Raw genomic sequence first — 21,613 nt, forward strand, 5'->3', positions numbered from 1 at the left:
GGCGCCGGGTGGAAGGCTGAGCATTCAGCAGGAAGTCGGCAGGCGCAATGTAAAGGGCGGCAAGCCGAAGCCCACCGCCCTAGAACCTAGTCTGGTAATTGGATCAGAACTCGAGCCCGATCCTCACGTACAAATAACGGCCTAGGTAGTCGTATATACCGGGATAGGTGTTGCCCGAGCAGACCACCGAGGCGCAATTGCTGAGCGCGCCGTTGCTGTTGACCACTGGCGGCCGCTTGTCGGCGATGTTGTTGACGCCCGCCGTCAGCAGATAGTGATCGCCGATCGTGGCAGTGCTGGACAGGTCGAAGTAGCTCTGCGACTTGATCCGGCTGCTGAACTGCGAGAACGCGGCGGCAAGCGCAGGGTTGTCGCTCGTCCGGTCGGCGTTGACGTGGTTCAGGTAGCGCCACTGGCCCGACAGCTGGATGCCGAACGGCGCCGTGTAGGTAAGGCGAGCCTTGCCCTTCCACTTGGGCAGCGGCACGCCGCAAGTCGCACCGTAGAAGCCCTTGCAGTCATAGGGTGTGGAGCCGGGGACGCCCGGATCGGTGACGAACTTGTCGAGGTAGGTACCCGACACGTTGAAGCCCACCGTGCCGAAGCGGCCGATCTCGTGGGTGTAGCTGCCCGTGAAGTCGACGCCGCGAGTATGGACGCCGCCGGTGTTCAGGTTGAGGTCGGTGACATAGTGGCCCGGATCAAGCCACAGCGAGCCGTTGACGGGGTTGCGGTTGATTAGGCTGCAGAGGCCGGCATCGCCGCCGCTGGCGCAGCTCTGCAGGATGGTGTTCGAGCCGATGATGCCGATCGCCTTGGTGACCTTGATGTCGTAATAGTCGGCGGTCAGCGCGAGGCGCGGCAGGAAGCGCGGCTGGATCACCACGCCGGCGGTCTTGGTGGTCGCCTTCTCGGGACGAAGCGAGGACGTGCCGCCGATCAGGCCGTTATACTGGGCGGCCGGGTTCTCCGTGATGTTCCCGAACTGCGCCGCCGTCACGCCGGTGTTGGCGCACTGCGCGGCCGTGTAGCCGTTCACCGTGCCGTCGTCACCGATCGCTCCGGCGCAGGGATCTACCGTGCCGTCGAGCGCGACGTGCTGCGGCTCGAAGAGCTCCTGAATGTTGGGCGCGCGGACGGCGCGGTTGTAGGCGGCGCGGAAGGTGATGTCCTTCACCGGCGCGAAGGTGCCGGCGAACTTGTAGGTGTTCGTCGTGTAGCCGCCGCCGCCATCGAGATGATACTTGGAGTAACGATAGCCGCCCTCGAGCGACAGGTCGTAGATGAAGTTGTCGTGGATCAGCGGGAGCTGAGCCTCGACGAACGCCTCGTTCACGACGAAGCCGCCGAAGGTGGACAGGGTGGCCGCGCCCTGTCCGGCAAGATCACCCTGCGTAAAGGCCTGATCGGTGCGGAACTCCAGCCTCTCGCGCCGATGCTCGAAGCCGAAGTTGACGCCGAGACCATCATCCGCGAGCGGCGACTTCAGCCCGTACTCGCCGCCGAGGAAGGTGAAGTCGACGTGGGCCACCTGCTCGGAGACGATCGCGCGCTGGAAGCCCGGCGTCGAGAGGTAGTTGGTCGCCGCCGGGGTGACGCCACCGACAGAGAAGATGTCGTAGGGCACGCAGTTGGTGTCTGTGCCGGCGAGCGCTGAGCGGCAGACGGGCTGGCCGGTCGTCGGGCTGGTCACGACATCGAGGGCGCGGGTGAGACGCTGGATCGAGAAGTCGTTCGAGTAGGTCTCGGAGAAGACGGTGCGGCCGTACTGGTAATAGCCGTCATAGGCGAAACCCTTGGCGATATCGCCCTTGGACCCGATCACGCCACGATAGGAGGTGTGCTGCAGGTCGTCCTGACGGTTACCGCCCTCGACGTTGCGGCGCAGGATGTTGAGATAGCCGCGCTGGAACTGCGCGCCCGTCGTCGGATCGGTAAAGTTAAGCGCGCCGCCGTTCGCCGGCGTGTTGCCCACCGTCGTCGGGAAGGTGCTGCCAACGAAGCCGTTCACCAGGTTGCCCGGCGCGCACGCGATGGCGAGCTGCTGGGCGGAAAGCAGCGGGTTGTCGCAGTTGATGCTGAAGGTGTTGCCGAAGTCGCCCGAGGGCGCGATCTGAGCGACCGTACGGTCGTCCATGAACATGAACTCGGTATAGGGCTTGATCGCGTCCGAGATGTCGTAATGGGCGAAGAAGCCGGCCGTGTAGCGCTCGTCAGGGCGCTGGTAATAGTTGGTCGGCGCGAAGTTGTAGCGGGTGAAGCCCGGCGTGAAGGTGCGGCCGCTGTTCACCTGGTAGGAGCTGCTGTTGCCATCAAAGAACGTGCCGGTCTGCGACGTCAGCGACCCGCCGCAGACCGGGCCGCCCGTTGCGGCGGCCTGCGCGGTGCAGGCGCTGTAGTCGCGGTCGGCCTGAGAGATCGCACGCTGCCGGCGATAGCCAGCATAGGCTACGATGTGGCCGCGATTGTCGTCGAAGCCCGTGCCCAGCGTCACGTTGGTATCGATGTTGCCGCCGTCGACGCCGTTACCGCTCGGATAGCCAAAACCGGCAAGACCTGCCGCCTGGCGTGCGTTGAGGCCCGGACGCAGCACGTTCGACGAGTTGTCGTGCTGGAAGAAGCTGTACTGACCGTCGACCTTGAACCCCGTATAATCGGTGTCCATGATGAAGTTGACGACGCCGGCGACCGCATCCGCGCCGTAGGTCGACGAGGCGCCGCCCGTCAGCACCTGCACCGACTTTATGAGCGACGACGGAATGTTGTTGAGGTCGGCCGCGGACGAGTTGGGATCGCCGGGCAGCAGACGGCGGCCGTTGACAAGGACCAGAGTGCGTTGGGCGCCCAGGTTGCGCAGGTTGACGGTCGCGGTACCGGTCGCGCCGTTGGCAAGGCCGCCATTCTGATCGGCCGACACCTGCGGCAGCGTGTTGAGCAGATCCTCGACGCGGGTCGTGCCCTGGAGCCTGACTTCCTGCGCAGTCACCACCGATACCGGCGCAGCGGAGGTGAGGTTCGGCTGCGGGATGCGAGAACCGGTGACGATGATGGTGCCCTGATCGCCGGCACCCTGGTTCATGTCCGAGCCGGAAGCGGGCGTCTGGCCCTCGATCGGGCCGGTGCTGGCACCAGCCTCGGTGGCCTGCGTTACAGGATTGTTAGGCTGATTGGCGCTGTTGGCCTGCGCGCTCAGCGGAGCGGCAACGGCGGCGGCCCCTACAATCATGGTCGTCGCGAGCAAGCGCGTACGCGTAAGCTTCGTCATAACAGTCCCCTTGGTAAATCCATCGATCAGCTGGGCCGATTCGATCGCTCCGCTCTTGCAGCTGCCGGACTGTCGTTCATGTAAAAGCAATGTGAGCGGCGCAGCAATGCGGCAGCAAAGTAAATCCCGCGCGTTTCGGCGTTTGCAAGCATCTGTCGCATTTGGGCAACAGGTGGACAACCGCTCCTGCTTTCGGGCAGCGCTGCCGAAGGGCAGCATGGGATAGACGAGACATGATCGGGCGGAAGTGCGCGACGGCAACGGTGACGGCGGCCCTGCTTCTCGCCGCCGCGGCCACCGCCAAACGGCGGTCCGCGGAGCCTACCAGCTCCGACGCCCTTCAGCCCGTGCTCGCCTGCCGCCTTGTCACGGGCGAAGCTGAACGGCTTGCCTGCTACGACAAGGCCGCGGCTGTGCTCGGCGACGCCGCCGCGAAACGCGACATCGTGGTGGTGGACGCACAGGTGGTTAGCAAGGCGCGACGGTCGCTCTTCGGCTTCAGCACGGCTCCGCTCGATCTGTTCAAGAGCAAGGCGGACGAGCCCGAACCGACTGAGGTCAGCTCCACGGTGCGTGCCGCCCGCCGCGACGCCGACGGCAACTGGATCGTGACGATCGACGACGGCGCGGTGTGGCACCAGACGGGCGGCATGGTCGGCGGCACCGTGAAGGCGGGCGACGCCGTGATCATCAAGCGCGCCACGCTGGGGAGCTACTTCATGCGGCTCGGTAAGCGACCGGGCGTCAAGGCGCGGCGCGAGGGCTGAGCCTAGCCGCCGGGCATCGACGGCGCCACTAGCAGCGGGTCGATGCGCTCGCCGCGCCAGGTGAGCGCCCAGTGGAGGTGCGGGCCGGTGGCGCGGCCGGTCATGCCGACCCTGCCGATCATGTCGCCCCGGCGTACCCGCTGACCCGGCACGACGTCGATCTCGGAGAGATGGAGGAAGGCCGAATCGAGCCCCATGCCGTGGCCGATCATCAGCAGGTGCCCCTCCAGGCTGAACAACTCGTCGCGCGCGGCGAGCAGCACCACGCCGTCGGCGGGCGCCCGAACCGGCGTTCCGGTGGGCACCGCGACGTCGAGGCCGCTGTGATAGGCACCCTTTTCGCCCTGGTATACGCGCTGCGCCCCGAACAGTCCGCTGATCCGGCCGGTGACGGGCCACGCGAACGGCTGCTCCCAGCCGTCGGAGGCGACGGTTGTCGCGCGCACCCGGGCGTCCTTAATGCGATCGGTCTCGGCCTTGCGACGGGCGAGGAACTCGGGCGACGGGCTGGTGCCCCGCGGGATCGGCAGCGCCTCGATCCGCCACGCGCGGGTTGCGACCGCGAGCGGCTGGAGCCAGCGCGCGCCGTCCGGCCCGGTGGCGGCGAGCGTCGCCGCGGGTCCGTGGTCGCGACCGAAGGCGATCAGGAAGCGGTGGTCGGGCGCGAGCGGGACGTCGGCGCCGTCGAGCGTGACGGCGCTTGCACCGCTGGGCGCGATGCCGATCACCATCCCGCCCTGGCTCACCGTGCCTCGAAGTGCGAAGCCGCCCTCCACCGGCGCGGTGGCCGGCGGGATCGCCGACGGCGGCAGCGGCGGCGCACCGGCGGCCGATGCGCGCTCCTCGGATCGCTGGCCGGGGCCGACGCAGGCGGCGAGCAGCAGCAGCAGCGATGCGGCCGTACCGCGCCTCAAGCGCCGCGCTCCGCCTTCGCCGAGGCCTCGACCGAGGCGTAGGGCTCCTGCCGCGCGACGCTCCAGTAGCGCAGGCGGTCGAGCGCGATGGGCTGGCCCGTCACCGCGCACGTGACGTGATCGCCCGCCACCAGCACGCGGAACCCGTTGGCCATGTAGCGGAGCCTCGCCTCCCGACCTTGCGACATCAGCATCGGCATGTCCTTTCCGGCCGCCCCGCTACAACAGGCGCGGCTGGTTTGCAGCCCCGCCGCGCAGCCGCTCGCGGCGTGGTGTCGGCGGGGGCGAGGCGGCGAGCGGTGCGACGTCGACGCCGCCGTCCGCGAAGACCACGCGGAAGTCGCCCAGCGTGCGTGCCACAGCCGCGCTGGTGACCGTCCTTCCGCCGGCCTCGACGCGCGCGTAGCCGCGCGACAGCGGCCGGTCCGGATGGAGGCTCTGCGCCAGCCGCCACAGGGCCGCCAGCCGCGCCTCACCTTCCGCGAGGCGCGCGGTGACGACCGCCGTGCGCAGCGGGAGAGAACCCAGCCGGGTGCGCGCCTCCGCGAGCGGGCGCGAAGCGGCGCGGTCGAGCGCGGCGCCGGTGCGAGCGAGCCCGTCCCGCTCGCGCTCGACACGTTGGCCGAGCAAGCGCGGGCGCAGGCCGCCCGCGGCACGCGCGAGGTCGGCGCGCGCGTGGGCTGCGCGACCAGCCAGCGCCCGCGGCAGCCGATCGGAAAGATCGTCGAGCCGCTGGCGCTGCCCCGCCAGCAGCGCGTCGGGCGCGGGCCAGCCCCGCGTCAGCGCGGCGAGCCGATCTGCGGCGCGCTCGGCGCCACGCCTCGTGCAGGCCGTCATCCGCCGCCGCGCCGCGTCGAGCGTGTCGAGCAGCTCGGCGCGCACCGGGACCGCCATCTCGGCCGCCGCCGTCGGCGTGGGCGCGCGCCGATCGGCGGCGAAGTCGCACAAGGTGGTGTCCGTCTCGTGGCCCACCGCCGAGATGGTGGGGATCGAGCAGGCGGCGACGGCGCGCACCACCGCCTCCTCGTTGAATGCCCACAGATCCTCGATCGAGCCGCCGCCGCGCGCGACGATGACGAGGTCGGGGCGTGGTATCGTGCCGCTTGTCGGCAGTGCGTCGAAGCCGGCGATCGCGGCGGCCACCTTCTCGGCCGTCCCTTCCCCCTGCACCGGCACGCCCCACACGATCACGCGCGTCGGCATCCGATCGGCGAGGCGGTGGAGGATGTCGCGGATCACGGCACCGGTGGGCGAGGTGACGACGCCGATGGTGGCGGGCAGGAAGGGCAGCGGGCGCTTGGCGCTTTCGTCGAACAGCCCCTCGGCAGCCAGCGCGCGACGGCGCCTGTCGAGCAGCGCCATCAGCGCGCCCGCGCCGGCGAGCTCCATGCGATCGATCACGACCTGATACTTGGAGCGGCCGGGATAGGTGGTCAGGCGGCCCGTCGCGATCACCTCGGCGCCATCCTCGGGACGGAAGCGCATGGCGGCCGCCTGACCCTTCCAGATCACGCCGTCGATGCAGGCCTTGTCGTCCTTGAGCGTCAGGTAGCAGTGGCCCGAGACGTGGCGCTTGAAGCCGGAGATTTCGCCTCTCACGCGGACATGGCCGAAGCGATCCTCAACGGTGCGCTTGAGTGCGCCCGATAGTTCCGAGACCGAGAGCGCGGGCGAATTGTCGCCCGGCACCGGCTCGGCTAGGAGGCCGGCTTCGTCGAGAGGGGTGGCCATGAACGTCCTGCTGCTGGGCTCGGGAGGCCGCGAACATGCGCTCGCCTGGAAGCTCGCGCAATCGCCGCTGCTTGCGAAGCTATGGGCCGCGCCCGGCAATCCGGGCATCGCCGCGTACGCCGAGCTGGTGGCGCTCTCCCTCAACGACAGGCCCGCGATCGTAGCGTGGGCGCAGCGCCACGCCGTCGACCTCGTCGTGATCGGGCCGGAGCAGCCCCTGGTCGACGGCCTTGCCGACGATCTCCGCGCCGTCGGAATCGCGGTGGTCGGGCCCTCGGCGGCGGCGGCGCGATTGGAAGGATCGAAGGCGTTCACCAAGGCGCTTTGCGATACGGCGGGGATCCCCACCGCCGCCCACGCCAGCTTCGAGGCGGCGGCGGCGGCCAAGGCTGCGCTCGCACGTTTCGGTCTGCCGGTGGTCGTCAAGGCAGACGGGCTGGCGGCAGGCAAGGGCGTGGTGATCGCCGCTACGCGCGAGGAGGCGGAAGAGGCGATCGACGAGATGCTCGGCGGCCGCTTCGGCGCGGCGGGCGCCACCATCGTGATCGAAGAGCATCTCGACGGCGAAGAGGTGTCCCTCTTCGCCCTCTCCGATGGTCGCTCCGTGGTGCCGCTCGGCTCCGCGCAGGATCATAAGCGCGCGTTCGACGGCGACGAGGGGCCCAATACCGGCGGCATGGGCGCCTATTCGCCCGCCTCCGTGCTGACGCCGGCGCTGGAACGCCAAGCGATCGCGGAGATCGTGCGGCCCGCCGTGGACGCGATGGCGACGGCGGGAACGCCCTTCTCGGGCGTGCTGTTCGCCGGCCTGATGCTGACCGCCACCGGCCCGAAACTGATCGAGTTCAACGTCCGCTTCGGCGATCCCGAGTGCCAGGTGCTGATGACGCGGCTGGACGAGGACCTGCTGCCGCTGCTCGACGCCGCCGCGCGCGGTACGCTCGTGGACCGGCCGGCGCGCTGGAAGGACGCGGCCGCGCTGGCGGTGGTGCTGGCGGCGGACGGCTATCCCGGCATGCCCGCGACCGGCGGCGCGATCGGCGGCATCGCCGGCGCGGAGGCTGCCGGCGCGCACGTCTTCCACGCCGGCACGCGCCTGGACGGCGAAGCGCTGGTTGCGGCTGCCGGTCGCGTGCTCGCCGTCACCGCGACGGGTGCTGGCGTGGGCGAAGCACGCGCGCGTGCCTATGCCGCCGTCGACGCGATCGACTTTCCCACCGGCTTTTGCCGCCGCGACATCGGCTGGCGCGAGCTTGCCCGTGAACCCGCGACGGAGGCCGCGCCATGAACTGGACTCTCGACAATTCGACCATCCTGATCGTCGCGGCGGCGGTGCTGCTGCTGGCGCTGGTGCTGGTGCTGCTCGCGCGCACCGGGCGGAAGCCGCCCGAGGCGCCGGTCGAGACGCCCGCCGAGTTCTCGCCCATCGCCCCTGACGAACCGCTGCCCGAGGCGACGATGGCGCCCGGCCTCTCGGCGACCGAGCTTGCCCCCTCGCCCGCCCCTGCCCCAGCGCTCGGCCCGCCGGATCCGCTCACCCGGATGAAGGGGCTGGGCCCCAAGGCGGAGGCGCTGCTCAACGGCATGGGCGTGGTGCGCTACGACCAGATTGCGGCCTGGGAGGCGGCCGACGTCGCGCGCATCGACGCGCAGATGGGGGCGTTCAAGGGTCGTATCGAGCGCGACCGCTGGGTGGAGCAGGCGCGCTTCCTCAGCGAGGACGACGTCGCCGGCTTCGAGGAGCGCTTCGGCAAGCTGGGCTGAGCCCGTCTACTCCGCCCGGCTCACCAGCAGCTTGTCCACCCGCCGCCCGTCCATGTCGACCACTTCGATCCGCCACTCGCCGAGGCGGAAATGCTCGCCAGTCTCAGGGATGCGGCGCAGCTCGGCAAGGACGAGGCCGGCGGCGGTCGCGTAGTCGCGGTCCTCGGGAAGCTGGATGTCCAGCCGCTCGGCGAGCGCGTCGGCGGCGAGCGTGCCCGAGACGAGCAGGCTGCCGTCGTCGCGCTCGACGATGTCGGGATCGCCGCCCGCGTCGCGATCCGATGCGAAGGCCCCGGCGATCGCCGAGAGCAGGCTGGCGGGCGTCACGAGGCCGTCGAAATGGCCGTATTCGTCGAGCACCAGCGCCACCGGCACCTCGGCGTCGCGCAGCACCTCCAGCGCGTCCATCGCATCCATGCGATCGGGCACGGCGGGAGCCGGACAGGCCAGCGCGCGGAGATCGACGGCGCGGCCCTCCAGCATCGCCGTCAGTATGTCGCGCAGCGAGACGATGCCGATGATGCGGTCCACCGACCCTTCCGCCACCGGCAACCGGCTGTGCGGGCTCTCCAGCACCGCTTCGCGGATTTCGTCCAGCGTGGAGTCGGCGTCGATCCAGTCGACCTCCGGACGAGGCGTCATCACCTCGCGCACCGGGCGGTCCGCCAGCCGCACGACACCCGAGATGATCGCGCGCTCGCTCTCCTCGATGACGCCCGCCGACGAGGCCTCGGCGACGACTAGGTGTAGCTCCTCCGCCGTCACCTTGCTGTCGCTCTCGCGCTTGAGGCCGACGAGGCGGAAGATCGCCGCGCTGGTGCGGTCGAGCAGCCAGACGAGCGGCGCGGTGCCGATCGCCAGCCAGCGCATCGCCGGCGCCGCCACCGCCGCGATCGGCTCGGGCGCGCGCAGCGCGAACTGCTTGGGTACGAGCTCGCCCGCGATCAGCGAGACGTAGGTCGTCGCCACGATCACGAGCACGAAGCCGATGCGCGGCGCGAGATGCGGCGGTACGCCGGCGGCGGCCAGCCGCAACGCCACCGGCCCGCCCAGCGCCTCGCCCGAATAGGCGCCGGACAGGATGGAGATCAGCGTGATGCCGATCTGCACCGTGGAGAGGAACTTGCCCGGATCTTCGCGCAGCCGGATGGCGACCGCCGCGCCACGCCGCCCGCCGCGCGCCATCGCCTCCAGCCGCGCCGCTCGCGACGAGACGATCGCAAGCTCGCTCATCGCAAACAGGCCATTGAGGAGCACGAGCGCCACGATGATGGCGACGTCGATCCACGGAAAGGGCGCGGGCGTTGTCATGACGATGCCGTCGCGTAGCCGACCACACCACGTCCGGCGAGCATCCTTGATCGCGTACCCCTCGCTTTTCTGCGCGAGGGATCGGGCGGAGCGGTCAGCCGCCGCCGTTTATGCTGCGTTGCGTCTGTACGCGATCGAGCGCCTGGCGGTCGTCCTTCGCGTCCTCGCGCCATTGCGCGCGCGTCTTGCACACCTTGTGCCCGCCAAGCCGTGTGCCGAGCGTCTCCATCGTCTGGCAGACCAGCTTGGAGAGCGGATCGACTGCCGTGGTCTTCACCGTCGTGCCCTTGGGCGTCGTCGTCACGGTCGTGGTGGCTGGAGCCTCTGCGGTTCCGGACGTAACGGTCGTCGTCGAACCGTTGCGGGCGGCAGCGACGGACGTCGTAGACGATTGTCCCAACGCCGGAGCGGCCGAGAGGGCAAGAAGGGCAGCGATATGTCGCATGGAATATCTCCCTGACGTGACACCGCACGCTATCTCGCCGCACTTGGTGCTGACAAGGCCGGCCGCTCAGCGCCGTTCCGCGAAGAAGGCGCGGAGCAGCGCCGCCGCCGCGCCCTCGCCGATGCCGGCATAGACCTCCGGGCGATGGTGGCATGTCGGCTGCGCGAAGAAGCGCGGGCCGTGCGCCACGGCACCCCCCTTGGGATCGGGTGCGCCGTAGTAGAGCCGGTCGATCCGCGCATGCGCGATCGCGCCCGCGCACATCGCGCAAGGCTCCAGCGTCACCCACAAGTCGCAACCGTCGAGGCGGCCAGTGGCAAGCCGCGCGGCGGCAAGGCGGATGGCCGCCATCTCAGCATGCGCGGTGGGATCGCCGGTGGCGCGCATCGCATTGGGCGCCACCGCTACCACGTCGCCTCCGCGCATCACGACGGCGCCGACCGGCACCTCCCCGTCCAGCGCGGCGGCGGCGGCGTCGAGCGCGAGGCGCATCGGCACCGGCAGCGGGAAGCTCAGCGGCCGCGCATCCGGGCAATGAGGTCAGGCCGCGCGACCGCCACTACCGAGAAGATGATGCCGGGCACGTAGGCGAGGATCGTCAGAACGAGCGACACCCAGAAGGAGAAGCCGACGCCGCGCGCAATCCACACGCCGACCGGGGGCAGCAGCACCGCCAGCACGATCGCGAGGATCGGCGGCTGCCCTGGCCGCCCCCTGCTCGCGGGTTTCGCGGCGGCGCTCATCGCGGCTTCTCCACCTTCAGCGTCGGCGTGGAGACGACCGTCTTCTCGTTCGCCACGCTGACATTGGCGGTCTGCACGTCGAAGGCCGGTGCCTGCCCGCCCTTGAGCTCGATCCGCGGCAGCGATGCGGTCTTCGTCTGGTTGACGTTAACGAAGCCCAGCGCGATCGCGGCGATGGCGACGACCACGACCAGAACAAGGAGGACGAGGATCGCGCGCATGGATGGGCTACTCCGTTTCGACGCCGGTACAACGCCGCTGCGTGGAGCCGGTTGCGAGCCGCTACGGCAGCACGCGCGTCCAGCCTTGCACCGACTGTTCCTGGAACAGCCCGGCCCGCGCGTAGGGATCGTCGCGCGCGAAGGCGCGGGCGGCGGCGAGATCGGAGAAATCAGCGATCACGAGCGAGCCCGCCGGCTCCCCCGCTTCGTCGAGCAGCGGCCCCGCGCTGTTGAGCCGATCGCCCAGGCTGGCGACGTGATCGAGGTGCGCGGGGCGGTTCTCGGCGCGCAGGTTTGCCGCATCGGGGCGGTTGCGGGCGATGATGGCGAAAAGCGGCACGGGTCGTCTCCGGTTGACGATCGAGCCTCCGTCCACTAGGGCCACGCGCTTTCCGGGCAACCGATTAATCCAGGACCGCTATCATGTCGCGCATCTGCGAGCTGACGGGCAAGGGCCGCCAGGTCGGCCACAACGTCTCCCACGCCAACAACAAGACCAAGCGCACCTTCCTGCCCAACCTGCAGAACGTGACGCTGATCTCGGACGCGCTGGGCGAATCGGTGAAGCTGCGTGTGTCGATGCACGGCCTGCGTTCGGTCGAGCATGTCGGCGGTCTCGACAACTGGCTCGCCAAGACGGGCGAGGATCAGCTTTCGCCTCGCGCACGCAAGCTGAAGCGTGAGATCGCGAAGAAGGCGGTCGCGGCCTGATCTCAAGGGGCGGCGCGCGACGCCGTCCGGTCAGGAACGCGGCGTCGGACGTCCCCGTCCAACGCGAACGCCAGCAGCAACGTGCGCTGCAAGACGAAGAAATTGTCGTCGGAAGCGATCCAGAGGATGGTCCGGCCGTCACGCCGCTCCACCGCCAGCGCCTCCATATTGTCGACCGTGAGCGGCGGCGCGAACTCCGCCACCTGATCGACCGCCACCGTGCCGTCCGGCCGCGCCTCGCGCGGATCGATCACGATCAGCGCGCCGGAGAAGCCCAGCGCGCCGGCAAGCAGCCCCCGCCCCGGCGAGAAGCGCCGCATCAGCACTATGACGCGTCCGTCCGGCAGCTCGGCGGCGTCGGTGGGCGCATAGCCATAGGGGCCGTGGAAACCGAACTCGAACGGCACCGCCCCCGCCACCGGATCGCCGGGGAACATCAGCACGAGGTGGCCGCCGTGGTCCGGCCGCTGCTTCGTCTCGGCGAAGACGAGGAAGCGGCCGTCGCGCAGCCGCACCATCGCCTCCGCGCCCTCATTGTCGGGCCAGCCCGCCATCGCCGCCGGTGCGACATGGCCGTCCGCGGCGGCGAAGCCCTTGGTGTAGCGCCATATCTCGTTGCGCGTCTCGAAGCCCGCCCAGACATGGCCGCTCGCCGGATCGTAGGTGGAGGATTCGCTGTCTCGGTTGATCTTGCGCCAAGCGGCGCCCGGTCCGTTGGGCAGTGCATGGATCGCATAATCGGTAACGGTGCCGTCTCGCGCGAGACGCAGTCGCGTCACGACGCCCGTGTCGCTGAGCAGAGTGAAGGCGCCGTCCTCGATCGTCATCGAGGAGATGCCACCGAAACGCCGGTCGCGCCCGGTCAGCCGCCAGCCGCCGAGATAATGCAGCCGGCCGACGTCGCGCCGCGCGGGATCGCGCGCGTCGAGCGGCACCACGCGCGCGACGGGCGACCCGCCGGCGGCGCGGAAGGCGAGCGGCACCGGCGCGAGGGCTGCCAACAGGGCGACGAGGGCGAGGCGCGACGACATGCCGCCCTTTAGGCGTAGCGGCGGGCGATTGGACAGGCGGAAGATGGAGCGAGCCGGCTCAGGCCGCCTCGTCGAACAGATCGGCGAGCTGGCCGACCATCGTGCCGCCGAGCTGCTCGGCATCCATGATCGTGACGGCGCGCGCGTAATATCGGGTGACGTCGTGGCCGATGCCGATGGCGACGAGCTGGACGGGCGAGCGCGCCTCGATCCAGCCGATCACCTGGCGGAGATGGCGCTCCAGATAGGAGCCCGAGTTTACCGATAGCGTGGAATCATCCACCGGCGCGCCATCCGATATCACCATCAGGATGCGCCGCTCCTCGGGACGCGCGATCAGGCGGCTGTGCGCCCAGAGCAGCGCCTCGCCGTCGATATTCTCTTTGAGCAGCCCCTCGCGCATCATCAGGCCCAGGTTGCGGCGCGCGCGGCGCCACGGCTCGTCCGCCTCCTTGTAGACGATGTGGCGGAGATCGTTGAGCCGGCCCGGCATCGGCGGGCGGCCGGCGGCGAGCCATGCCTCGCGGCTCTGCCCGCCCTTCCATGCGCGCGTCGTGAAGCCGAGGATCTCGGTCTTGACGCCGCAGCGTTCCAGCGTACGCGCCATGATATCCGCCGAGATCGCCGCGATCGAGATCGGGCGGCCGCGCATCGAACCCGAATTGTCGATCAGCAACGACACTACGGTGTCGCGGAATTCTGTGTCGCGCTCAATCTTGTAGGAGAGCGACTGGCCCGGATTGACGACGACGCGGGCGAGCCGCGCGGCATCGAGCAGCCCCTCCTCCTGGTCGAACTCCCAGGATCGCGACTGCTGCGCCATCAGCCGGCGCTGGAGCCGATTGGCGAGCTTTGTGACGGCGCCCTGCAGGTGGGTGAGCTGCTGGTCGAGATAGGCGCGCAGGCGATCGAGCTCGTCGCTGTCGCAGAGCGTGGCGGCGGCGGCGACCTCGTCGAAGCGGCTGGTGTAGGGCGAGTAGTCGAAGCGCGGGCCGTCGTCGGCGGCCGGCCGGTTTGGGCGCGCGGGGGACGCCGCCTCCTCGCCCTCCTCGCCGTCGCCGGCCTCGGTATCGGACAGCTCCTCGGAGCGCTGCTCGCCCTCGCTGTCCTGGGGATCGCCTTCCTGCTGCTCGGCGCGGACCTCCATCTCGTCCTGCGCGGCGCCGCCTTCGCCCTCGCGCTCCTCGTCGGTGTCGCCCTGCTGGTCGGCGTCGTCGCCCTCGTCCTCGCCTTGCTCGGGGTCGGCCTCGGGCGGCAGGTCGGGGACGGCGAGTTCAAGATCCTGGAGGAGCCGCGTGGCGAGATCGGCGAACGCCGCCTGATCGTCGATTGCGAGGCCGAGCGCGTCGAGCTGCGCGCCTGCCTTCTCCTCGATCCAGTCGCGCACCAGCGCGAGGCCGGCGGCAGCGCGCTCGGGCGGCTTCTCGCCGGTCAACCGCTCGCGCGCGACGAGCGCGATGGCCGTCCATAGCGGCACCTCGTCGCGCGTGCGCGCGCGGGCAATGGGGTCCGCACGCATTCGCGCCGTCAGCGCGCTCGTCAGGTTCGCGGCCATGCCGTCCATGCCGCGCGAGCCGAGCGCCTCGACCCGCGCCTGCTCGGCGGCGTCGAAGACCGCGCGCGCAACCGGATCGGGCGGCGCGCGCCGGGAATGGAGTGCTGCATCGTGGTGACGCAGACGAAGCGCGAAGGCGTCGGCGCTCCCACGCGCCTCGGCGACCTGATCGGCCGGCAGCGTGCGACCCGGCATCGGCACCTTGACCGTCTTGCCCGACTGCACCGTCGCCTCGGCGGAGAAGCCGAGCTCCACCTCGGGCTCGCGCGCGATCGCCCGCGTGGCGCCACCGAGCGCGAGGCGGAAGGCTTCTAGCGGGTTGTCCTTGTCGGCCACTCGTCAGCGCTTCACGGCGACGCTCTCGGGCAGATCCTTGCCGAAGACGCGCTGGTAATACTCCGCCACCAGCGAGCGTTCGGCCTCGTCGCACTTGTTGAGGAAGGTCATGCGGAAGGCGAGGCCGACATCCTTGAAGATGAGCGCGTTTTGCGCCCAGGAGATGACGGTCCGCGGGCTCATGACGGTCGAGATGTCACCCGCTATGAAACCCGCGCGGGTGAGGTCCGCCACCTTGACCATGCGCTCGACCGTCTGCTTGCCGTCGGGCTTGTCATACTCGCCCGACTTGGCGAGCACGATCCGCGCCTCGGTGGCGGCGGGCAGGTAGTTGAGCGTCACCACGATGTTCCAGCGGTCCATCTGACCCTGGTTGATCTGCTGCGTGCCGTGATACAGCCCGGTGGTGTCGCCCAGCCCCACCGTATTGGCGGTGGCGAACAGGCGGAACCAGGGATTGGCGCGGATCACGCGGTTCTGGTCGAGCAGCGTCAGCTTGCCTTCCGCCTCCAGCACGCGCTGGATCACGAACATCACGTCGGCGCGGCCGGCGTCATACTCGTCGAAGACGAGCGCGGTTGGCGTCTGGATCGCCCAGGGCAGCAGGCCCTCGCGGAACTCGGTCACCTGCTGGCCGTCGCGCAACACGATGGCGTCGCGGCCGATGAGATCGATGCGGCTGACATGCGCGTCGAGGTTGATGCGGATGCACGGCCAGTTGAGGCGGGCCGCCACCTGCTCGATGTGGCTGGATTTGCCGGTGCCGTGATAGCCCTGCACCATCACGCGGCGGTTGTGCGCGAAGCCGGCGAGGATCGCCGTCGTCGTCTCGGGATCGAAGACGTAGGCGGGATCGAGATCGGGCACGCGCTCGTCGGCCTCAGAGAAGGCCGGCACCTCCATGTCGAGATCGAGCCCGAAGACGTCGCGGGCCTGCACCATCCTGTCGGGCGCCGCGAGCAGCGTGTCGGTTCGCGCGTCGGGCTGAGTGTTGGGGATGTCGGTCATGTCGGTCCGGATGGTAGCCTTGATGAGTCGCGGTCAACGCACCCGCGACGGGATGGAGCCGAGGTGCGGACGCGGGCGCGGCGCGTCAACCCACGGGGGCCTTGGCGGGCAGCGGAAAGGCGCGCGCGAAGCGGGCGAGCAGCGCGCGGTCGCCTTCGATGGCGACGCCCGCCTCCTCCGCCGGACGACCGCCGTAGATCATTGCGGCGATCGCCTCGGCGCAGCCGGTAAGGACGAGCGCGGTGCCCTCATGGGGATCGCCGCGCGCGATGCGCATGTCGCCAGGCGCCTCGCGCGCATCGGCGACGAACGCCTCTCGGCCGATGCGGAAGCCGATCCGCGCCGCCATGCCGCCCGCGTACATGGTGCGGAACGACAGCATCAGCGCGGCGGGCGAGAGCGGCAGCGAGGGATCGTGCGCGGGCGATCGCACCGCCCAGCGGCCGAGCGCCTTGATCGCCTCCTCCGCCTCGTAGCCCCACGGCGTCAGCTCGTAGACGCGTGCGCTGGCGGGCGGCGGCAGCGTCCGACGTGCGAGGATGCCGGCCCGCTCCAGCCCCTCCAGCCGCTGTACGAGCACGTTGGCGCTGACCGTGCCGAGCGCGGCCTTGATCTCACCGAACCGCCGCCCACCGAACATCAGCTCGCGCACGATCAGCAGCGACCAGCGCTCGCCGACCAGCTCCAGCGCGAGCGCGGTACCGCAGGCGTCGTCATACCAGCGCCGCTCGCCACCCGCTTCGGTCACTTTTGCTAACTTCATAGTTGTTTTTTGTAACTCACGGCGGCATTTCATGCAAACCCTGAGTCGGACGGAGAAGCGGCGATGAGCAGAACGATCTTCGTGAGCCTGCCCGTGGCCAACGTCGCGCGGTCGGCAGCCTTCTACGAGGCGATCGGCTTCGTGAAGGATCCGCGCTTCTCGACCGAGCAGGCTGCCGCGCTGCGATGGGCGGACGGGATCGCCGTGATGGTGCTCGACCGCGCCTTCTACTCGACGCTGACGCCCAAGCCGATCGCCGACGCGCGCGCGACCAGCGGCGCGCTGTTCGCGCTCGGGCTCGAGAGCCGCGCGGCGGTCGACGAGATCACCGAGCGGGCGATCGCGGCGGGCGGTCGCGAGGCGCACGGCCCCGAGGACCTCGGCTTCATGTACTCCCGCGCTTTCGAGGATCTCGACGGCCACGGCTTCGGCCCGATGTGGATGGACACCGCCGCCGGGGCGGCATGAGGAGGAGGATCGCCATGAACGCCCACGGAACCCCGATCTGGTACGAGCTGATGACCGGCGATCCCGACGCCGCGACGCGCTTCTACGCCGCGGTGACCGGCTGGCGCGCGGCGTCGGGCGGGATGGCGGGCATCGAGTACCGCATCCTCTCCGACGATGCCGGGAGTGCCGGCGGGATGATGCCGCTGCCCGAGCCGGGCGCGACGCCGGCTTGGCACGTCTATTTCGGCGTGGACGACGTCGGTGGCCGCACCGCCCAGGCCGTGTCGCTCGGCGCGAGCGTGCTGCTGCCCCCCGCCGACATCCCCGGCGTCGGCCGCTTCGCCTTCCTCGCCGATCCGCAGGGCGCGCGCTTCTACCTGATGCGCGGCGACGGCGAGGCGGACAGCGACGCCTTCTCGGAGACCGCGCGCGGCCGCTGCGCCTGGAACGAGCTTCGCACCGCCGATCAGGACGCCGCGCTCGGCTTCTACGGCACGCTGCTCGGCCTTGAGAAGGCGGGCGCGATGCCGATGGGGGAGCTGGGCGACTACAGCTTCCTGACGCTCGGCGGCCGCCCGCTCGGCGCGATGATGACCGCGCCCGCCGGCCAGCCGCCCGCCTGGACCTTCTACTTCCGCGTCCCCGACATCGACACCGCGAAGGCGGCGGTGGAGGCGGGCGGCGGCACCGTCCGCAACGGCCCGAGCGAGGTGCCCGGTGGCGACTTCGTCGTCCAGGCCGCCGACGGCCAGGGCGCGGCGGTCGGCTTCGTCGGCAAGCGCGGGGCGGCGTGATGGCGGACGTGGCGATCCACCTGTGGTTCGAGCGTGACATGGAGGCGGCGGTCGCGCGCTACGTGGCGCTCGTGCCCGGCTCCGCGATCGAGCGTCGTGCAGCGGTGCCGCAGGACAGTCCCAGCGGTCCGGCGGACACGATCGGCATGCTGTCGTTCACGCTTGCCGGGCGGCCGTTCCGCGCCATCGAGGCAGGGCCGCTCGACGCCTTCAGCCGCGCGATCTCGATCATGGTCGAGTGCGACACGCAGTACGAGATCGACCGGCTGTGGGACGGACTCACCGCCGACGGCGGGCAGGAGGAGCGGTGTGGCTGGCTTCGCGACCGCTGGGGCGTCTCGTGGCAGATCGTGCCGCGCATGCTGGGGCAGGCGATGGCCGGCTCCGACCGGGCGCGTGCGAAGCGCGTCGGCGAGGCGATGATGACGATGCGGCGGCTGGACATCGCCGCGCTGGCGCGGGCGGCACGGGGAGAGCAAGGATGAGCGACGCGCTGGAGCTGAGCGTCACCCGGCTGATCGCCGCGCCGCGCGCGGCGGTGTGGCGCGCCTTTACCGAGCGTAGCGCCGACTGGTGGTGCCCGAAGCCGTGGACCACCGACATCGCCGAATGGGATCTGCGCGCCGGCGGCCGGATGGCGCTGACCATGCGCGGCCCCGCCGGCGAGGAGGCGCCGCAGGACGGCGTGTTCCTGGAAGTACGCGCGTCGGAACTCGTCGTCTTCACCGACGCCTTCGCGGCGGGCTGGCGGCCGCAAGGGCCGTTCATGGTGGGGTTGATGCGCTTCGCGGACGAGGGCGGCGGCACCCGCTACACCGGAACCGCGCGCCACTAGAACCGGGAGGCGCTGGAACAGCATCGCGCGATGGGTTTCGAGCAGGGCTGGGGCACGGTTGCCGATCAGCTCGCCGCCGTCGCGGAGGCGGTGGCGCGGAGCTAAGGCCGCCGCGGCGCCGTCACGCGAAGGCGCGCGCGCTCTTCAGACAGATATAGGCGGCGATCGTCTCGGCAAGCGCGCGCTCGTGGCTGCGGTCGCCGCCGTTGCGATCGGGGTGGTAGCGCCGCACCAGCTCGGCGTAGCGCTGGCGTAGCGCGCGTCGGTCGGCATCGGGCGGCAGGCCCAGCGTCGCCAGCGCGCGCCGCTCCTCGCCGGAGAGCGGGCGGCCGTCGGCGCGCGGCTGCTCGGCCGCACGGCGCTCGCGGAAACGCGCGCCGATCGCGTCGAGAGGGTCGGTGAAGTCGGCCCAGCGTGGTGGCCGGTCCGCGCCGCCGGACGCGAAGGCGCGCGTCTCCCGTTCCCATCCCGCATAAGGGCGCTGCGCGGCGGCGATCTCGTCCGCGTCCATGCCCGAGAAGAAATTGTAGCGCGCGTTGAACGCGCGGACATGATCGAGGCACAGCCAGCGCCAGCCGCCGGGCTCATCGCGCCGCGCCGCGCCATCACGGTCGGCGGGCGCGCGGAACTCGCCCGGTGCGTCGCAGCCGGACTCGTCGCAGGCGCGCCCCGTCTCGACCCGCCCGTGGAAGCGCGGCCCCGCCTTCCTCGTCTCGTCGTCTGCCAAAACTGCTCCCCAGCCCCGGAAAGCGGCCTATATAAGCGCCATGATCGACCCCGCCACGGCCGCGCCCGGCCCCGTCGCCGCCGAGATCGAGCGACTGCTAGTCGCCGCGCTCGCGCCCACCCGTCTCGCCGTGATCGACGATAGCGCGAAGCATCGGGGCCATGCCGGGCACGATCCGCGCGGCGAGAGCCACTTCACCGTCGATGTCGAGGCGACGGCGTTCGCGGGGCTGAACCGGGTGGCGCGGCAGCGGCTGGTCAACCGCGCACTCGCCGATCTGCTGGCCGAGCGCGTCCACGCGCTCGCGATCCGCGCGAGCGCGCCGGGAGAATGACCGTCGTCCGATCGTTGATGGCGGCATGATCGAACTCTGGTATTGGCCCGGGATACCCGGACGCGGCGAATTCGTGCGGCTGCTGTTGGAGGCGGCCGGGATTCCCTATCGCGAGATGAACGCGGACGCCGACGTCTCCGAGGACATCGGCGGTCGCCGGCCCGAGCCGTTCGCGCCGCCCTACATCGTCGACACCGATGTCGAAGGCGGACTTGTGATCGCGCAAGTCGCCAACATACTGCTCTACCTAGGCGATCGCTACGGCCTGGCACCCGCCGATCCCGCCGGGCGGCACCTCGTCCACGGCGTCCAGCTCACCGTCGCCGATATGGTCGCGGAGGCGCACGACGTGCACCACCCGATCGCCGCCATGGCTTACTATGAGGAACAGCGCGACGAGGCGGCGCGGCGGGCGGCGGACTTTCGCGCAAGCCGGATGCCCAAGTTCCTCGGCTGGTTCGAGCGCATGGCGGCACGCTCCGGCGGGAAATGGCTTACGGGAGACCGCTGGAGCACCGCCGACCTGTCGCTGTTCCAGCTCGTCGAGGGCCTCTTGTTCGCCTTTCCCCGCCGCATGGCTACGCTGATGCCCGATCACCCTGCGCTCGCGGCGCTGCACGCCCGCGTCGCCGGGCTGCCCGAACTGGCCGCCTATTTCCGCTCGGATCGGCGGTTGGCTTATGGCGACGGCGTCTTCCGCCACTATCCCGAGCTTGACGGCACATAGATTGCGGCGATGCGGCTCGACGGTCCCGGTAGCCGCCGAAGCTGTCCCCTAGTTACGGACGGCTTCCACCGGGCCGGCTAACTCCGGACCCCGCGACGCAGGTGGGCGCACGCCCGCCCATCCGTGGAGAAGCGTCGTTTTCCCGAATCGCTTTGATCTGCCGGTCCGCAAGCTGAAGTCGCACTCACCGTTCTCGGCCGGCGACCGGCGGGAGCTGCGATCTGCCCTGCGCGTCGCGCGAGCTGGAGCCGCATGGCTGCCAGTTCGCGATGCCGCTGTCCGCGACGAGGCTCACCGACGATCATAGGTACGGCTGCCGATAACGAGGAGCAGCTCGGCGCGACACCGGCGCACGTCGACCGCACGCCGAAGATGCCGGCCGAGTGCGCTGCGCGATGCTGAGCCCAGCCGGCTGGTTGGGCTGAGGGGGACGCCGCCCCGGACCAAGCCCGAGGCGGCGGGATCAGCTCCGCTTAGGCCGCGAGGCGCGCGCCCTCGGGCAGCGCGGCCCTGGCCTGCGCGATGATCGCCTTGAAGGTCTCGCCCTCGTGCATCGCCATGTCGGCCAGCACCTTGCGGTCGAGCTCCACGCCGGCGAGCTTCAGGCCGTGCATGAACACGCCGTAGGTGAGGCCTTCCTGGCGCACCGCTGCGTTGATGCGCTGGATCCAGAGCGCACGAAACGAGCGCTTCTTCACCTTGCGGTCGCGATAGGCGTACTGGCCCGCCTTCTCGACGGCCTGCCGGGCGATGCGGATGGTGTTCTTGCGACGGCCGTAATAGCCCTTCGCCTGCTCTAGGATGCGGTTGTGCTTGGCGCGGGTCGTGGTGCCCCGCTTCACGCGTGCCATTGTCTAGGACTCCCTCAGTTCAGGCCGTAGGGGGCCCAGAGCTTCACGCGGGCCGTATCGGCCTCGGCAAGCACGGTGGTGCCGCGATTGGTGCGGATATACTTGGCATTGTGGCTGATGAGCCGGTGGCGCTTGCCGGCGACGCCGTGCTTCACCTTGCCGGTGGCGGTGAGCTTGAAGCGCTTCTTCACGCCGCTCTTCGTCTTGAGCTTGGGCATTTTCGACTCCTTCGCGAAGGTGGCTCCGGGATGGAGCCGGTCGACTGCGGACGCGCCACGGCAGCCCTGGATGGCCGGGCGATCCCTCGATCGAAGCGCGGGGCTATAGAGG

General features: G+C 70.3%; 27 protein-coding genes. 10 read left to right on the top strand and 17 right to left on the bottom strand.

Annotated features, from left to right (window positions below; all coding sequences use genetic code 11):
- Positions 1-103: 103 nt before the first annotated feature.
- Positions 104-3,265: a TonB-dependent receptor domain-containing protein gene (locus ACOFKX_RS08415; RefSeq protein ID WP_419826553.1), complete on the bottom strand. Its 3,162-nt coding sequence runs from the start codon at positions 3,263-3,265 to the stop codon at positions 104-106.
- A 233-nt stretch (positions 3,266-3,498) separates the two neighbouring features.
- Between ACOFKX_RS08415 and ACOFKX_RS08420 the strand changes: the two genes are divergently transcribed.
- Positions 3,499-4,032: a hypothetical protein gene (locus ACOFKX_RS08420; protein ID WP_419826554.1), complete on the top strand. Its 534-nt coding sequence runs from the start codon at positions 3,499-3,501 to the stop codon at positions 4,030-4,032.
- A gap of 2 nt (positions 4,033-4,034) precedes the next feature.
- Here the strand turns inward: ACOFKX_RS08420 and ACOFKX_RS08425 are convergent, their stop codons facing one another.
- The 3 genes from ACOFKX_RS08425 to xseA are packed head-to-tail and all read right to left on the bottom strand — an operon-like array spanning position 4,035 to position 6,677.
- Complete coding sequence (locus ACOFKX_RS08425; protein WP_419826555.1) at positions 4,035-4,946, bottom strand: M23 family metallopeptidase; 912 nt, start codon at positions 4,944-4,946, stop codon at positions 4,035-4,037.
- The gene (locus ACOFKX_RS08430; RefSeq protein WP_419826556.1) at positions 4,943-5,140 is read right to left on the bottom strand and encodes a DUF2093 domain-containing protein; all 198 of its coding nucleotides are present in this window, start codon (positions 5,138-5,140) and stop codon (positions 4,943-4,945) included. The genes ACOFKX_RS08425 and ACOFKX_RS08430 overlap by 4 nt, the downstream gene beginning before the upstream one ends.
- A gap of 25 nt (positions 5,141-5,165) precedes the next feature.
- Positions 5,166-6,677: an exodeoxyribonuclease VII large subunit gene (gene xseA, locus ACOFKX_RS08435; protein WP_419826557.1), complete on the bottom strand. Its 1,512-nt coding sequence runs from the start codon at positions 6,675-6,677 to the stop codon at positions 5,166-5,168.
- Here xseA and purD point away from each other — a divergent pair.
- Positions 6,676-7,965, top strand: coding sequence for a phosphoribosylamine--glycine ligase (gene purD / locus ACOFKX_RS08440; RefSeq protein ID WP_419826558.1), 1,290 nt, complete (start codon positions 6,676-6,678; stop codon positions 7,963-7,965). The two genes, xseA and purD, sit on opposite strands and share 2 nt — an antisense overlap.
- Positions 7,962-8,441, top strand: a complete 480-nt coding sequence (locus ACOFKX_RS08445) for a hypothetical protein (protein ID WP_419826559.1) — start codon at positions 7,962-7,964, stop codon at positions 8,439-8,441. Before purD ends, ACOFKX_RS08445 begins: the two co-directional genes overlap by 4 nt.
- A gap of 6 nt (positions 8,442-8,447) precedes the next feature.
- Here ACOFKX_RS08445 and ACOFKX_RS08450 read toward each other — a convergent pair whose 3' ends face one another.
- The 6 genes from ACOFKX_RS08450 to ACOFKX_RS08475 all read right to left on the bottom strand — a co-directional run bounded on the left by ACOFKX_RS08450 (position 8,448) and on the right by ACOFKX_RS08475 (position 11,501).
- Positions 8,448-9,752, bottom strand: coding sequence for a hemolysin family protein (locus tag ACOFKX_RS08450; RefSeq protein WP_419826560.1), 1,305 nt, complete (start codon positions 9,750-9,752; stop codon positions 8,448-8,450).
- 94 nt (positions 9,753-9,846) lie between these two features.
- Positions 9,847-10,056 (bottom strand): hypothetical protein, encoded by a 210-nt coding sequence (locus ACOFKX_RS08455; protein ID WP_419826561.1) that lies wholly within the window; start codon positions 10,054-10,056, stop codon positions 9,847-9,849.
- 207 nt (positions 10,057-10,263) lie between these two features.
- On the bottom strand, positions 10,264-10,689 hold the full coding sequence (locus tag ACOFKX_RS08460; protein WP_419826562.1) for a nucleoside deaminase: 426 nt from the start codon (positions 10,687-10,689) through the stop codon (positions 10,264-10,266).
- Positions 10,690-10,709: 20 nt separating this feature from the next.
- On the bottom strand, positions 10,710-10,940 hold the full coding sequence (locus ACOFKX_RS08465) for a YqaE/Pmp3 family membrane protein (RefSeq protein ID WP_419826563.1): 231 nt from the start codon (positions 10,938-10,940) through the stop codon (positions 10,710-10,712).
- The gene (locus ACOFKX_RS08470) at positions 10,937-11,161 is read right to left on the bottom strand and encodes a hypothetical protein (protein ID WP_419826564.1); all 225 of its coding nucleotides are present in this window, start codon (positions 11,159-11,161) and stop codon (positions 10,937-10,939) included. Before ACOFKX_RS08470 ends, ACOFKX_RS08465 begins: the two co-directional genes overlap by 4 nt.
- A 61-nt stretch (positions 11,162-11,222) precedes the next feature.
- On the bottom strand, positions 11,223-11,501 hold the full coding sequence (locus ACOFKX_RS08475) for a YciI family protein (RefSeq protein WP_419826565.1): 279 nt from the start codon (positions 11,499-11,501) through the stop codon (positions 11,223-11,225).
- 83 nt (positions 11,502-11,584) lie between these two features.
- Here ACOFKX_RS08475 and rpmB point away from each other — a divergent pair, with 83 nt between their 5' ends.
- Positions 11,585-11,872: a 50S ribosomal protein L28 gene (rpmB, locus tag ACOFKX_RS08480; protein ID WP_419826566.1), complete on the top strand. Its 288-nt coding sequence runs from the start codon at positions 11,585-11,587 to the stop codon at positions 11,870-11,872.
- Between the two features lie 2 nt (positions 11,873-11,874).
- Here rpmB and ACOFKX_RS08485 read toward each other — a convergent pair whose 3' ends face one another.
- The 4 genes from ACOFKX_RS08485 to ACOFKX_RS08500 form a co-directional block, all read right to left on the bottom strand.
- The gene (locus tag ACOFKX_RS08485; protein ID WP_419826567.1) at positions 11,875-12,903 is read right to left on the bottom strand and encodes an esterase-like activity of phytase family protein; all 1,029 of its coding nucleotides are present in this window, start codon (positions 12,901-12,903) and stop codon (positions 11,875-11,877) included.
- Between the two features lie 58 nt (positions 12,904-12,961).
- Positions 12,962-14,794 (bottom strand): cobaltochelatase subunit CobT, encoded by a 1,833-nt coding sequence (gene cobT / locus ACOFKX_RS08490; protein ID WP_419826568.1) that lies wholly within the window; start codon positions 14,792-14,794, stop codon positions 12,962-12,964.
- Between the two features lie 3 nt (positions 14,795-14,797).
- Positions 14,798-15,802 (bottom strand): cobaltochelatase subunit CobS, encoded by a 1,005-nt coding sequence (gene cobS, locus ACOFKX_RS08495; RefSeq protein ID WP_419826569.1) that lies wholly within the window; start codon positions 15,800-15,802, stop codon positions 14,798-14,800.
- Positions 15,803-15,887: 85 nt separating this feature from the next.
- On the bottom strand, positions 15,888-16,550 hold the full coding sequence (locus ACOFKX_RS08500) for a winged helix-turn-helix transcriptional regulator (protein WP_419826570.1): 663 nt from the start codon (positions 16,548-16,550) through the stop codon (positions 15,888-15,890).
- Between the two features lie 78 nt (positions 16,551-16,628).
- Here ACOFKX_RS08500 and ACOFKX_RS08505 point away from each other — a divergent pair, with 78 nt between their 5' ends.
- Genes ACOFKX_RS08505 through ACOFKX_RS08520 form a run of 4 tightly spaced genes read left to right on the top strand, consistent with a single transcriptional unit; the run spans position 16,629 to position 18,644 of the window.
- Positions 16,629-17,033 (top strand): VOC family protein, encoded by a 405-nt coding sequence (locus ACOFKX_RS08505; protein ID WP_419826571.1) that lies wholly within the window; start codon positions 16,629-16,631, stop codon positions 17,031-17,033.
- A gap of 14 nt (positions 17,034-17,047) precedes the next feature.
- The gene (locus ACOFKX_RS08510) at positions 17,048-17,809 is read left to right on the top strand and encodes a VOC family protein (RefSeq protein WP_419826572.1); all 762 of its coding nucleotides are present in this window, start codon (positions 17,048-17,050) and stop codon (positions 17,807-17,809) included.
- Complete coding sequence (locus tag ACOFKX_RS08515; protein WP_419826573.1) at positions 17,809-18,294, top strand: VOC family protein; 486 nt, start codon at positions 17,809-17,811, stop codon at positions 18,292-18,294. Before ACOFKX_RS08510 ends, ACOFKX_RS08515 begins: the two co-directional genes overlap by 1 nt.
- Positions 18,291-18,644: an SRPBCC domain-containing protein gene (locus ACOFKX_RS08520; RefSeq protein ID WP_419826574.1), complete on the top strand. Its 354-nt coding sequence runs from the start codon at positions 18,291-18,293 to the stop codon at positions 18,642-18,644. Before ACOFKX_RS08515 ends, ACOFKX_RS08520 begins: the two co-directional genes overlap by 4 nt.
- A 121-nt stretch (positions 18,645-18,765) precedes the next feature.
- Here ACOFKX_RS08520 and ACOFKX_RS08525 read toward each other — a convergent pair whose 3' ends face one another.
- Positions 18,766-19,371 (bottom strand): J domain-containing protein, encoded by a 606-nt coding sequence (locus tag ACOFKX_RS08525; RefSeq protein WP_419826575.1) that lies wholly within the window; start codon positions 19,369-19,371, stop codon positions 18,766-18,768.
- A gap of 40 nt (positions 19,372-19,411) precedes the next feature.
- On the opposite strand from ACOFKX_RS08525, the gene ACOFKX_RS08530 reads away from it, so the two are divergent.
- Both ACOFKX_RS08530 and ACOFKX_RS08535 read left to right on the top strand, forming a co-directional pair.
- Positions 19,412-19,705: a BolA family protein gene (locus ACOFKX_RS08530; protein WP_419826576.1), complete on the top strand. Its 294-nt coding sequence runs from the start codon at positions 19,412-19,414 to the stop codon at positions 19,703-19,705.
- 25 nt (positions 19,706-19,730) lie between these two features.
- Positions 19,731-20,432, top strand: coding sequence for a glutathione S-transferase (locus tag ACOFKX_RS08535; protein ID WP_419826577.1), 702 nt, complete (start codon positions 19,731-19,733; stop codon positions 20,430-20,432).
- Between the two features lie 473 nt (positions 20,433-20,905).
- Here ACOFKX_RS08535 and rplT read toward each other — a convergent pair whose 3' ends face one another.
- Both rplT and rpmI read right to left on the bottom strand, forming a co-directional pair.
- A complete protein-coding gene (rplT, locus tag ACOFKX_RS08540) occupies positions 20,906-21,283 on the bottom strand; it encodes a 50S ribosomal protein L20 (RefSeq protein ID WP_419826578.1) in 378 nt (125 codons plus the stop codon).
- A gap of 14 nt (positions 21,284-21,297) precedes the next feature.
- Complete coding sequence (gene rpmI, locus ACOFKX_RS08545) at positions 21,298-21,501, bottom strand: 50S ribosomal protein L35 (protein WP_022692209.1); 204 nt, start codon at positions 21,499-21,501, stop codon at positions 21,298-21,300.
- Positions 21,502-21,613: the final 112 nt, after the last annotated feature.

Source organism: Sphingomonas sp., assembly GCF_965200105.1.
GTDB lineage: Bacteria > Pseudomonadota > Alphaproteobacteria > Sphingomonadales > Sphingomonadaceae > Solisphingomonas.